General features: G+C 39.9%; 11 protein-coding genes. 2 read left to right on the plus strand and 9 right to left on the minus strand.

Features of this window, described 5'->3' with window-relative positions:
- Positions 1-94: 94 nt before the first annotated feature.
- The 8 genes from BMMGA3_RS12620 to dnaE all read right to left on the minus strand — a co-directional run bounded on the left by BMMGA3_RS12620 (position 95) and on the right by dnaE (position 10,965).
- Complete coding sequence (locus BMMGA3_RS12620; RefSeq protein WP_003347450.1) at positions 95-481, minus strand: FxsA family protein; 387 nt, start codon at positions 479-481, stop codon at positions 95-97.
- A 116-nt stretch (positions 482-597) separates the two neighbouring features.
- Entirely contained in the window at positions 598-2,358 is a 1,761-nt protein-coding gene (gene pyk, locus BMMGA3_RS12625) for a pyruvate kinase (RefSeq protein ID WP_003347447.1), read from the minus strand.
- 37 nt (positions 2,359-2,395) lie between these two features.
- Positions 2,396-3,355: a 6-phosphofructokinase gene (gene pfkA, locus BMMGA3_RS12630; protein WP_003347446.1), complete on the minus strand. Its 960-nt coding sequence runs from the start codon at positions 3,353-3,355 to the stop codon at positions 2,396-2,398.
- Between the two features lie 209 nt (positions 3,356-3,564).
- A complete protein-coding gene (accA, locus tag BMMGA3_RS12635) occupies positions 3,565-4,542 on the minus strand; it encodes an acetyl-CoA carboxylase carboxyl transferase subunit alpha (RefSeq protein WP_003347444.1) in 978 nt (325 codons plus the stop codon).
- Entirely contained in the window at positions 4,527-5,402 is an 876-nt protein-coding gene (gene accD / locus BMMGA3_RS12640) for an acetyl-CoA carboxylase, carboxyltransferase subunit beta (RefSeq protein WP_003347442.1), read from the minus strand. Before accD ends, accA begins: the two co-directional genes overlap by 16 nt.
- Positions 5,403-5,597: 195 nt before the next feature.
- On the minus strand, positions 5,598-6,161 hold the full coding sequence (locus tag BMMGA3_RS12645) for a FadR/GntR family transcriptional regulator (protein ID WP_003347440.1): 564 nt from the start codon (positions 6,159-6,161) through the stop codon (positions 5,598-5,600).
- A 69-nt stretch (positions 6,162-6,230) separates the two neighbouring features.
- Positions 6,231-7,469 carry an NADP-dependent malic enzyme gene (locus BMMGA3_RS12650; RefSeq protein ID WP_003347439.1) on the minus strand — a complete coding sequence of 413 codons (1,239 nt, stop codon included), beginning with the start codon at positions 7,467-7,469 and terminating at the stop codon, positions 6,231-6,233.
- Positions 7,470-7,599: 130 nt separating this feature from the next.
- Entirely contained in the window at positions 7,600-10,965 is a 3,366-nt protein-coding gene (dnaE, locus tag BMMGA3_RS12655) for a DNA polymerase III subunit alpha (protein WP_003347438.1), read from the minus strand.
- 200 nt (positions 10,966-11,165) lie between these two features.
- Here dnaE and BMMGA3_RS12660 point away from each other — a divergent pair, with 200 nt between their 5' ends.
- The gene (locus tag BMMGA3_RS12660) at positions 11,166-11,504 is read left to right on the plus strand and encodes a sporulation membrane protein YtrH (protein ID WP_003347437.1); all 339 of its coding nucleotides are present in this window, start codon (positions 11,166-11,168) and stop codon (positions 11,502-11,504) included.
- A complete protein-coding gene (gene ytrI, locus BMMGA3_RS12665) occupies positions 11,501-12,004 on the plus strand; it encodes a sporulation membrane protein YtrI (RefSeq protein WP_003347436.1) in 504 nt (167 codons plus the stop codon). The genes BMMGA3_RS12660 and ytrI overlap by 4 nt, the downstream gene beginning before the upstream one ends.
- Positions 12,005-12,165: 161 nt before the next feature.
- Here ytrI and BMMGA3_RS12670 read toward each other — a convergent pair whose 3' ends face one another.
- Positions 12,166-13,104 (minus strand): DHH family phosphoesterase, encoded by a 939-nt coding sequence (locus BMMGA3_RS12670; RefSeq protein ID WP_003347435.1) that lies wholly within the window; start codon positions 13,102-13,104, stop codon positions 12,166-12,168.
- Positions 13,105-13,199 lie beyond the last annotated feature (95 nt).

The raw sequence follows: 13,199 nt of genomic DNA on the forward strand, positions 1-13,199 counted from the left end.
CTCATTTGTGTCTGGCTCCCTCCAATACTAACAATATGTATTTATTGTATTGGATGGGTCTGACCCTTTGCTTATGAGTCAGCCTCTTTAATACTTACCGGATTATCGTTATAGTGCCTTTATCTATCCATCTTTTGAATGCTTTTATTAACAGCCTTTTAAAAAACTTTCTTGTTAGAGGGGCAAGTAATAAAAACCCTACTACATCTGTGATAAATCCGGGTGTCAAAAGCAAAGTTCCACCTATTAGAATACAAATGCCATCCAATAAGGCATCGCCGGGTATTTGCCCGTTTCGAAGCTGCTCTTGTGCTTTTCGAATCGTCTCAAGCCCTTGGCGTTTTGCTAAGTACGCCCCAAGAACTCCTGTAAAAATAAGTAAGAACATGGTCGGCAATACCCCAATCGTTTTACCCGATAATAAAAGGAATGCTATTTCTGCAGCGGGAACGATGATAAGAAATAATAGTAAATAACGCATGCTGCACCTCCACAGACAATTTACTTTGTCCAAATAATTATATTCCTTCAAAAATAAAAACACCAAATGAAAAAACAAAAAGAGATGAAGTATTAACCCCATCTCGTGAAAAATTGTTATAATACGCTCGCATGACCGTTGTAAATAATTCCACGTGCTGCATCCACAGTGATTTCTTGCCCATCTTTTAGAATTTTTGTTGCATTTTCAGCACCAACAATAACAGGAATGCCAATGTTTAAGCCAACAACTGCTCCATGGCTTGTCAATCCGCCTTCCTCGGTAATAAGGGCGCTGCATTTCTCAATAGCAGGTATCATTTCCGGGTCGGAACCGAGTGTCACTAAAATATGGCCTTCTTTCACTTTGCTTAAAGCTTCTTTTGCATCTCGGGCGATCACGACTTTTCCGTACGCAGATTTTCTTCCGATCCCTTGTCCCTTGATAATAGAATCACCTACTACATGAATTTTCATAAGGTTTGTCGTTCCGCTCTCTCCAACTGGAACGCCTGCAGTTATAACTACTAAATCGCCATTGGTAACAATTCCACTATTAAGACTTTCCTGAACAGCAATCTCAAGCATTTCGTCTGTTGTGGTAGCTTCTTTTCCAAGTAATGGATATACTCCCCAAACTAATGCCAGACGGCGGCGGACAAAGTCATTTGATGTAACTGCCACAATCGGCACTTTTGGCCGATATTTCGAAATCATCCTTGCTGTATGACCGCTTTCTGTAGGCGTTATAATCGCATTTACATCCAGATTTAATGCTGTATGGGCAACCGATTGGCCAATTGCATCTGTAATATTGTGTTCATTGTCTTTGCTTCGTATCGATAATATCTCATTGTGATTTAATGCAGATTCAGCTCGTGATGCAATATTATGCATTGTCTGGACAGCCTCTACAGGATATTGTCCAGCAGCTGTTTCACCGGAAAGCATAATTGCGTCTGTTCCGTCAAAGATCGCATTTGCTACGTCACTTGCTTCCGCACGTGTCGGCCGTGGATTTCTTTGCATGGAATCAAGCATTTGCGTAGCAGTAATTACCGGTTTTCCAAGCGCATTGCATTTTTTGATCAGTTTTTTCTGAACAAGAGGAACTTCTTCAGCAGGAAGTTCTACTCCGAGGTCACCCCTTGCTACCATTAAACCGTCTGATACTTCTAAAATTTCATCAATATTGTCGACCCCTTCTTGATTTTCAATCTTAGGGATAATATGAATATTAGTCGCATTTCGTTCTTCTAACAATTGGCGGATCTCAAGCACATCTTTTGCTCTTCTGACAAATGAGGCGGCTATAAAATCTATGCCATGCTCAATCCCAAAAATAATATCATTTTCATCTTTTTCTGTTATTCCCGGAAGTTTGACAGATACTCCCGGAACATTGACACCTTTCTTATTTTTTAAGATGCCGCTGTTTAAGATTTTTGTATGAATTTCATTATTAGCTTTGTCGATTTTGGTTACTTCAAGTTCGATTAATCCGTCATCTAGCAAGATTTTTGAGCCTTTTTGAACATCATCAATTAAACCCGTATATGTAACTGAAAATTTTTCAGGCGTTCCCAAGACTTCTTTCATAGAAATAATAATTTCCTGTCCGGCTTTTAATTCGATAGCACCGTTTTCCATATCATGCGTGCGTATTTCAGGACCTTTCGTGTCAAGAAGGATCGCAATATTTTTGCCGGTTCTTTCTGCAGCTTCCCGAATGTTTTTAATCCGCTGGGCATGTTCTTCGTGGTTCCCATGTGAAAAATTCAGACGTGCAACATTCATTCCCGCTTCTATTAATTGCGTAAGCTTCTCCACACTTTCACTTGCCGGACCAATCGTACAAACGATTTTTGTTCTGCGCATATTTTATTTTTACCTCCTGTAAAAAATGAAGGACTTATTAAATAGAGAGCTCCTTGGATAGTTTGCACAATTCTAGGTCGAGCGTATGTTCATTGGAAAATACTTCATCAAAATCATAATCTACGACTTGATTTTTTCTGATTCCTACTGCACGTCCGCCTTTTCCTTCAATGAGAAGCTCAACGGCGCGAGCTCCAAGACGGCTTGCAAGCACACGGTCAAATGCACTTGGCGAACCGCCGCGCTGAACATGGCCAAGAACAGTAACCCAAGTAGCAAAACCGGTTGCTTCTGTAATTTGTTTACTAAGCTCTTCGCCTCTGCAAACTCCTTCAGCTACGATAATAATACTATGCCTTTTGCCACGCTCGTGGCTTCTCTTTAAACGGTCTGCAATTTCATTTATGTCATAATTTTCTTCTGGAATAACAATCGCTTCAGCCCCGCCGGCAAGGCCTGCCCATAATGCAATGTCGCCGGCATTGCGGCCCATTACTTCAACTACAAACGTTCTTTCATGGGAAGATGCTGTATCACGAATCTTGTCAATCGCATCGATAACGGTATTTAAAGCTGTATCGAATCCGATCGTATGCTCTGTGCCTGGTATATCATTATCAATTGTACCCGGAACGCCTACACACGGAAAACCAAGTTCTGTCAGGGCTTTCGCTCCTCGGTAAGAACCATCCCCGCCAATAACAACAAGCCCGTCTATTCCGTGTTTCTTTAATTGTTCAACACCTTTTAGCTGGCCTTCCTTAGTTTTAAATTCTTCACAGCGGGCAGAATAAAGCATTGTTCCTCCACGGTGAATAATATCACCAACAGAACCGAGTTCAAGTTTTTTGATATTTCCGTTAATTAAACCTAAATAACCGCCATACACTCCATAAACTTCCAAGTTGTGATAAATAGCTTTCCGCACAACAGCGCGAATCGCAGCATTCATTCCTGGTGAGTCTCCACCGCTCGTTAGAACTCCTATTTTTTTCATAATGCATCACCTCTATTTATTTCAAAAATATATTTAATAGTTTCTAGAAAGCTCTTTTCTTTATAAATAAAACACCCTTTAATATTTCTAAAATAACACGAAGAACTTTGTCTAACAACCGATTCTTGTAATTCTTCATATAGACAGAATTATCGGGATAATGCAAACGGTTCCCACAAAAAGAAACAGGGGAAAAATGGTGTATGTTTCTAATTCACTTCTACATATTCAGTAGCAAACGAATATTCCCCGATCGCTTTAAATTTTTTATAACGGTGGTCGACAAGTTCTTCATCTGACATTTTAACCAGTTCTTTTAAAGACTTTATTAGTATTTGGTCAATGTATTCAGATTGCTTTTTCACATCTTTATGTGCTCCGCCCTTTACTTCAGGGATAATTTCATCTATAATACCGAGTTCCTTAAGATCAGGAGCGGTGATCTTCATCGTTTCTGCAGCCCTTTTTGCTTGTGAGGCATCTTTCCATAAAAGTGCCGCTGCACCTTCAGGAGAAATAACCGAGTATGTGGAGTTCTCAAGCATATGAATATGGTTTCCTACTCCTAACGCTAAAGCTCCGCCGCTTCCGCCTTCTCCAATAACGATGCATATGACCGGCACTCTTAAACTGGCCATTTCAAAAAGATTCCGAGCAATCGCTTCACTTTGTCCCCGCTCTTCTGCAGCCTTTCCAGGATATGCTCCTTTCGTATCAATAAGACAAATAATTGGCCGCTTAAATTTTTCAGCTTGCTTCATTAACCGCAATGCTTTTCGATATCCTTCGGGATGCGGCATGCCAAAATTACGTCGGATGTTTTCTTTTGTATCTTTGCCTCGTTGATGTCCGATTACCGTCACCGGCAACCCATGAAATTTGGCAATGCCTCCTACGATCGCCTCGTCATCTCCATAGCAACGGTCGCCGTGGCATTCAAAGAAATCAGTGAAAAGATGTGAAATATATTCTAAAGTAGTAGGCCTGTTAGGATGACGGGCAATTTGGACTCGGTTCCACGGTTTTATATTTTCATAAATTTCTTTCTCTAATTTTTCCAGCCGCTCTTCTAGCTTCTCAATTTCTGAAGAAAGATCAACGTCCGTACTTTTCGTAAATTCTTTAAGTTCGGCAATTTTTTTCTTTAACTCTAGTACAGGGCGTTCAAATTCTAATTCTCCAACCATTTCACTTCACCTCCTGCATGAATGTCCAATATCGTAGTAATTTTATCTTTCAAATCAAGCCGCGAGATGACAGCATCAAGCTGGCCATGTTTTAAAAGAAATTCTGCTGTTTGAAAGTCTTCAGGCAATTCTTCACGAATCGTTTGCTCGATGATTCTTCTTCCGGCAAAGCCAATGAGAGCTCCAGGTTCGGCAAAATTATAGTCTCCCAAGGAAGCAAAACTTGCAGATACGCCGCCTGTTGTCGGGTGCGTCATAATGGAAATCGTCAATCCGCCGTTATCGCTGAAGCGTTTTAAAGCGGCGCTCGTTTTCGCCATTTGCATTAAACTTAAAACACCTTCCTGCATGCGCGCTCCGCCTGATGCAGTAAAAATAATAAACGGAATTGAAAGCTCATCCGCTTTTTCGATCGCTCGGGTAATTTTCTCACCAACAACAGAACCCATGCTTCCCATACGGAAATTAGCATCCATAACTGCAATAGCCACTTGGTAGCCATTCACTGTCCCAGTACCAGTAACAACCGCTTCATTCATTTTTGTTTTTTCCCGGTCTTTTTCCAGCTTCTCAAGATAATCAGGAAAATTAAGCGGGTTTTTTGAAACCATTTCGCCATTCCACTCTTCGAAACTGCCTTCATCTAAAAAGCTTTGCAAACGTTCTGCTGAATTCATCTGATAGTGATAACCGCAATGAATACAAACCTTAAGATTTTTGGAAACCTCTTTTGTATACATAATTTTTTTGCATTTAGGGCATTTCGTCATAATTCCTTCAGGAACATCATGTTTCGCAGCTTCAGATGGAATCGTGGCATATTTTTTCTTTTTTGATTTTGTAAAAATGTCTTTAAGCAAGGTGAAACCTCCCTCGTCGGTAGCAATTAGACAAGCCGGACTCCTGTATTTCAACACATCATGAAATCTTGTTTATAAATCTACTTAGTGGTCAGACCACTAGAATGAAAATAAAACGCCACATATTTAATTTCATATAACAGCCTGTCTTACAATATAGAGGAATGACCATACAATTACTGTAACATCTTGTCGTCAAGGATTCGACAACTTTCTCAGCTTTCGGTATGCTTGCAATATTTCATCTTGATTTTTTGAAAATATCGCATCAATTAAAGAAAGGTAGTCATTTTTTTTTGCATCGTATTTATTTAAACCAAGAAAGTTATAATAGTCTTTAAGGATCATCCAAATTCTAAAAAATAAGTAGTTTTGTGCGAGCTGAACAATTTTCAAAAAAAAATCGTCATCGTTGAACTTAGCGGACTTTGCCCAATTAGAAAAATTCCTTAGCTTTTCTTGATCGAACTTTAATAAAATTAGCCGCAAACAATCTATTTCAATCAAATGCTTCGTTTCAGACACATCACGTTTTGCTCTCTCGTCTTGTAAGATGAAAGTACTTAAAAGTTCAACTAACTGATGTCCCCTAAAATCGCAGATAAATGTGCCTTCTCCGCGTCTTGTTTCGATTAATCCTAATAATTCTAAAGCACGCAGAGCCTCCCTTACGGAGGAGCGCCCAACATTCAGGCGCTCAGATAGCTCACGTTCGGAAAGGATTTTATCTCCTGGCTTTAAACCATTGGATTCAATCATGGCTCTTATCTGCTTTACGATTTCTATATAAACTTTTGAATTCCCATGAGATCGATTCACGTTACCCGATCACTCACTTTTTCCAATAGTAATAAGCCGGCGTGTTTTTTCTTTGACCTCCTCGGGATCAACTTTAATCCTTGCAACTCCGGTTTCCATGGCAGCTTTTGCAACGGCAGCCGCTACTTCCGGAGCTACTCTTGGATCGAACGGTCCTGGAATAACATAATCAGCATGCAACTCATCTTCTGAAATTAACCCTGCAATCGCCTCAGCCGCAGCTACTTTCATTTCTTCATTTATATTAGTTGCCCGAACATCAAGCGCTCCGCGGAATATACCCGGAAAAGCAAGAACATTGTTGACTTGGTTTGGAAAATCCGACCTGCCCGTTCCCACGACTTTCGCACCGGCAGCTTTCGCTTCTTCCGGCATAATTTCTGGATCAGGGTTTGCCATTGCAAAAATTATCGGATCAGGATTCATTGATTGGATCATTTCCGCAGTAAGGGCTCCCGCAGCAGAAACCCCAATAAAAACATCGGCTCCTTTAATAACTTCTGCGAGGCTCCCCTTTAAATTTTTCTTGTTGGTAAATTTCGCAACTTCATTTTTAATCACGTTCATTCCCTGCTGGCGGCCTTCGTATATGGCTCCTTTTGTATCACACATGATAATATCGCGAACACCATAGCTGTACAGAAGTTTAATAATCGCAATTCCGGCTGCTCCAGCCCCATTAGCAACTACTTTTATCTCATTCATTTCCTTTTTGACCAATTTTAATGCATTTACAAGACCTGCTACTGTGACAATGGCAGTGCCATGCTGGTCATCGTGAAAAATTGGGATATTTGTTTCTTTTTTGAGCCGTTCTTCAATCACAAAGCAGTTCGGTGCGGCGATATCTTCAAGGTTAATCCCGCCGAAAGTCGGTTCAAGAAGCTTTACTGTCTCAACGATTTTATTCACATCTGTTGTATTTAAACATATTGGAAACGCATCGACTCCCGCAAAACTTTTAAAAAGAACCGATTTTCCTTCCATTACAGGCAAGGCTGCTTCTGGTCCGATATTTCCTAGACCTAGTACAGCAGTGCCATCGGAAACAACTGCAACCATGTTTCCTTTCATTGTATAGTCGTAGACAGTTTCCGGATTATTATATATCTCTTTGCATGGCTCAGCCACTCCAGGAGAGTATGCCAAGCTTAGCTCCTTTGCATTTCTTACTTGAACTTTAGATTTCGATTCTAATTTTCCTTGATTAATGCGATGCATATGCAAAGCTTCTTCACGTAATGTCAATTATTATCACACCTTTGAATATTAGGGAAACAATCATTTTTGCTCCCTGCTTATAATAACGCTTCAGTTCGAAGTGGTCAGACCACATTAGCTTCTTTATCATATATCACAACTTTATCAAATGTAAAGATTATTTCCTCAAAACAACATTGCTCTTGCCCAAAAAATCTTTCAGTTCATTCAGACACTCTTCCGATGGATCGATTCTGTCCTCGTCAGACAGCAATATTGTTTTATCAGCCCGCTCGTAATAAAGGACAATTCTTGTTCTCCCTTTATATTTTCGAATGATCGATTTTAAAAATTGCAGTTGTTCCGGTGATTGCTTTTCTGTTTCGATTTTTAAATATAACTTAGGGCCTTCTGTTTTCAAGTGGTCTTCCATTTGTCGGATATCCTTTGCATTTTGAATAATGAATTGTTTATGTCTCTCACGTTCTTCAATCTTTCCTTCAAATAGTAGAATACTTCCTTGTTTTAGAATCCCGCTTAATTTTTTAAAAGGAGCCGGAAATACAACGGCCTCTATTTCTCCGCTTGGATCGCTTAAAGTCAAAAATGCCATCGCTTCCCCTTTTTTGGTCCTGATTTTCTTTAATTCTGTAATATAAGCGGCAATAATCGCAGACCGGCGGCTTTGAGCAAGTTCTGCCAGCTGTTGAACGGCTGCTCTTTTCAGTAAATCTTCATATGCGGAAACAGGGTGTTCTGATAAGTAAAAACCTAATACTTCTTTTTCAAATGCAAGTTTGTCTTCAATGTTGATCGGATCCACCTGCATATATTTTGGTTTAAGTAAAAACTCTTCCTCTGAAAATAAATCATACTGGTTCGTGTCATCAGGTTTTACAAGCTGGGCATGTTCCATTGCAATATCAATGGTGGCAAGCAAAACGGCCCGGTCTTGCCCAAACTCATCAAAACTTCCTGAATGAATAAGAGCTTCAAGAGTCTTTCGATTGACCGCCTTTGCAGATACTCGCAAACAAAAATCAAATAAATCATCAAACGGTTTTGTCCTTCGTGCCTGAAAAATCTCCTTTAATACCGCTATCCCCACACCTTTAATGCTTGAGAGGCTGTAGCGGATTGCCCCGTTTTCAACTTGAAACGAATAGCCGCTTTTGTTTATTGAAGGGGGGAGAATCTTCATACCCATTTGCTTTAGTTCGCGAACATATTGTGCGATTTTTGTTTCGTTTCCGGAAACAGATGTAAGAAGGGCCGCCATAAAATAAAGCGGATAATGTGCCTTTAAATAGGCAAGTTGATAGGCGATAAAGCTGTATGCCACTGCATGGCTGCGGTTAAATCCGTAATTGGCAAATTTAACAATCAAATCATAAATTTGATTGGCTGTTTGTTCGCTGTAGCCCTTATTCAGTGCCCCTTTCACGAAATGATGCCGTTCTTTATCTAGGACATCACGCTGTTTTTTCCCGACAGCGCGCCGAAGGAGATCCGCTTCCCCGAGAGAAAACCCTGCCATTTTTGAAGCAATTTGCATAATCTGCTCTTGATAGACAATAACACCATACGTATTTTTTAAGATTGGCTCAAGATCGGGATGCGGATAGTCTGTCTTTTCGCGCCCGTGCTTCCGATCGATATAAAGCGGGATATTTTCCATTGGGCCCGGGCGGTAAAGTGCATTAACCGCAACGATATCTTCAAACCTCGTTGGCATTAAACGAGTCAACACTTTTCGCATTCCTTCTGATTCAAGCTGAAAAATTCCTGTCGTATCTCCCTTGCTTAATAACTCAAAAGTTTTTGGATCATCTAGAGGAATATCGTGAATATTTATCTTTTTCCCTGTTTTTCTTTGAATGGATTGAATGATTGCTTCGATTAATGATAAGTTTCTTAAACCGAGAAAATCCATTTTTAATAATCCGATATCTTCAAGATGTTCCATTGAATACTGAGTTAAATAGACTTTATCATGGCCGCTCTGGATCGGGATGACATTAATAAGCGGCTCTTCGCTTATGACAACTCCGGCTGCATGTGTTGATGTATGTCTTGGCAAGCCCTCAAGCTTTAAGGCCGTTTCAAACAGCTTTCGGTTCAATTTCGATTCATTCACAAATGTTCGAAGCTGTTCTGATTCCTTGTAAGCTTCTTTCAAACTGACTCCAAGCCTTGATGGAATCATTTTCGAAAGCCTATCCAATTCTTTTGCATTAAGGCCAAATACCCTGCCAACGTCTCTGATCGCCGCTTTAGCCGCCAGCGTTCCAAACGTAATAATTTGCGCAACATGAAGCTCGCCGTATTTTTCCACAACATATTCGATTACTTCCTCGCGGCGGTTGTCAGGAAAATCGATATCGATATCAGGCATGGAAATCCGTTCGGGATTCAAAAACCGTTCAAAAAGCAGCTGATGCTCAATCGGATCAACATCTGTTATATAAAGAACATAGGCCACGATGGAGCCAGCTGCAGATCCCCTGCCAGGTCCCGTTAAAATCCCCCGGCCGCGTGCAAACTTCATAAAATCCCAAACGATCAGAAAATAATCACTGAACTTCATCCTCTTGATCACGCCTAGCTCATACATTAAACGTTCTTTATGCTCTTCTGCTCTATCCTTATATCTCTCATTCAATCCTTGCAAACAAAGTTTTTCGAGAAAACTGTCTGCGGTTTCGCCGTCAGGCACCGGATACTTTGGAAGAAATTGTTTATCCATTTCGAGAAGAACATTGCATTGTTCAGCAATATGAATCGTATTTTCCAGCGCATCGGGATATTCATAAAATAACTCTGTCATTTCCTCTGCTGTTTTGAAATAAAATTGATCGCTCCCAAGCCGTTCGCGGCCCTCATCCTGCAGTTTTTCACCATTTTTGATTGCCAGCATACATTCGTGGGCAAATGCATCTTTCTGTTCTAAGTAATGGACACGATTTGTTGCAACAATCCCGATTCCGGTTTCTTCCGCAAGCCTTGCCAATTCCGGAATCAATTGCTGCTCAACTTTTATTCCGTGGTTTTGCAAGCTAATATAGAAAGAATTTTCTTCAAATAGACCGGCAAGAGAAAGCGCTGCCTGCTTCGCTTTTTCCGGTTCATTATTTAGTAAATAATGCTCAATTTCTCCTTCAATTCCCGGCGTCAAGGCAAATAGTCCTTGAGCATAATGCCTGAGCCACTTAATCGGAATTCCTTGTGGAGATTTCGTTTGGACAACACTTGTGATTTTTAATAGATTTTGAAATCCTGTTTGATTTTTTGCCAATAACACAAGCGGAAAAGAACTTGATTCTGATAATTCGCTTAAGACATCTACTGTCAGCCCTAAAATAGGCTTAATCGAATGCTTTAAACACTCTTTATAAAAAGCAACAGCGGCATACATGACATTGCGATCAGTTAATGCCAATGCCGGAAACCGCTTGTTCTTTGCTTCGCTGACCAATTGTTCGATCGTAATTGTGCTGGTAAGAAGACTGTATGAACTATATACATGAAGGTGAATAAAAGACACGTTTTTCACACCCTTACTGCTTCTTCTATTCTCATTATAGAACTTCATTTTAAAAAAAGAAAATATGTTCTCATTCTTGCAAGTGGTCGATAAACCAATGAAATTACTGAATACAAAATGTAAGAAACATATTTATAAAAGTTTGTCCATATGATGAATAACAAGGACATTCCAAAAAAGAAACAGGGATGGATTTATCTATGAAACAAGAACCATTTTTTATTGGACTTATTGAATCTTATTTTATTGCTCTCGGAGTTTTGCTCGGAGGCGCGTTGATCGGAGGGATGGCTGCGTTTTTAACCGGGAAGCCCCCGCTAACAGAAATCTATCGTATTGCCACGTCTATTCGGATATGGGCGATTATTGCGGCTATTGGTGGAACGTTTGATACCGTGTACAGCTTTGAACGAGGTTTGCTTGATGGAGAAACAAAGGATATTTTTAAACAGTTCTTGTTGATTCTTTCCGCACTCGGAGGAGCAAAAACCGGTGCTTTGCTCATAAATTGGTTGACGCAGGAGTATACCTCTTCATGAGAATTCCTCCTTACTACCGGCAGACTGGCTGGCAAAGGTTCCTCGCAGGTATGGCAATCGGCGGATTTATAAGCTGGATTATTTTTTTATATATTTTTGGCTCATGGCAGGAGATTCAAAGCAAGGAAATACAGCGACAGAAAGATGAAATAGCGGATCTAAAGAAAGCAGTAAAGATCTGGCAGGGAGATTTTAATAAGTTGAATGAAAAAAATCAAGAACAGTTAACTGTTCAGAATATTAAAGTCAAAATCACAAATTTCGAAAAATATAAACTTGATCTGCTCAGTGTTTCAGAACTTGAAGAAATGATAAAAGAAGATATCGACATGGTGATGGCTAAAGATCTCGAATCCGTTTATAATAACAAGGACTTGATTAAAAAAGTCATTGAAAATAAAGTATTTGTATTAAACGATAAACGATTCAAACTGCAAGTAAAAGAAATGATCGTCTATACTACATTGCAAATCCAGTTGCAAATAATTATGGACGGCTGATTTAATACTATGGCTGACTCAAACAACCATGTCCTGCAAGACACAGAAATTGATAAGCCTTCCTAAAAAGATACCTTATAAAAAGCAAAGGGTCAGCCCCCTCCAATACAACATATAGACATTCTATATATTGTTATTGTTGAAGGGAGCCAGACCCTCGTTTACTGGTGCATACACGCCTGATCCATATCTCTTAACACTGATTCTTTCTCTTCCCATGAGTAAATGGAAGCACCGGCAGCAAGCGGATGTCCGCCTCCTTTATATTTTCTGGCAACACTGTTAATAATCGGGCCTTTTGAGCGCAGCCTAACGCGAATTTGATCCTCTTCTTCTATAAAAAAGGCCCAAGCCAAAATTCCCTCAATATTTCTAAGCGAACCAACTAATAAAGAAGCTTCAGCAGGTTTCACCTTGTATTCTTCAAGCAGCTCTTTTGTTAAAACCATTGATGCGACACCGCTCGGACGAATATCAAAGTTTTGTAAAATATAACCGTGTAATTTAACGACATTTGGCTTAAGTTCATACATCTTATCATACAATTCCGTTCGTGAAAATCCGTAACGAATCAGTTCGCCAGCATACCCAAACGTTTTTTCAGTCGTGCTCGGATAAAGAAACCTTCCCGTATCTCCGACAATTCCGGCATACAAAAGCCTTGCTGCTTCATCTGTCATTTTCAGACCTTTCTCTTTTCCAAATAAATAAAACTCATAAATCATTTCACTTACAGAACTTGCATCCGTATCTACCCACATTAAATCCCCGTAAGGGTCTTCATTTGGATGATGGTCAATTTTTATCAATTTATCACCAAGATGATAACGGCTATCACAAATCCTCTCTGTATTTGCTGTGTCGCAAATAATAACTAGCGCACCTTTATAAGTTTCATCTGATATCGTATCAAGCCTGCGCAGATAATGAAGGGTTGGCTCTTCCTTTCCAACTGCGTAAACTTGTTTCTCTGGATAAGACGCCTTCAGAATTTCTACCAATCCTCCCTGGGAACCGTAGGCATCTGGATCAGGCCGTACATGCCGATGGACAATAATTGTATCATATTGCTCAATAGCTTCTAAAATTTTCTCTTTCATACTTTTGCTCCTTAATATATTAATAATCAATTATTCACACACTTTAAGAAATGAACGTGATGCGGACAGACCCTCAAATTTAATGCGATAATATA

The sequence above is a fragment of the Bacillus methanolicus MGA3 genome (genome assembly GCF_000724485.1).
Taxonomy (GTDB): domain Bacteria; phylum Bacillota; class Bacilli; order Bacillales; family Cytobacillaceae; genus Bacillus_Z; species Bacillus_Z methanolicus_A.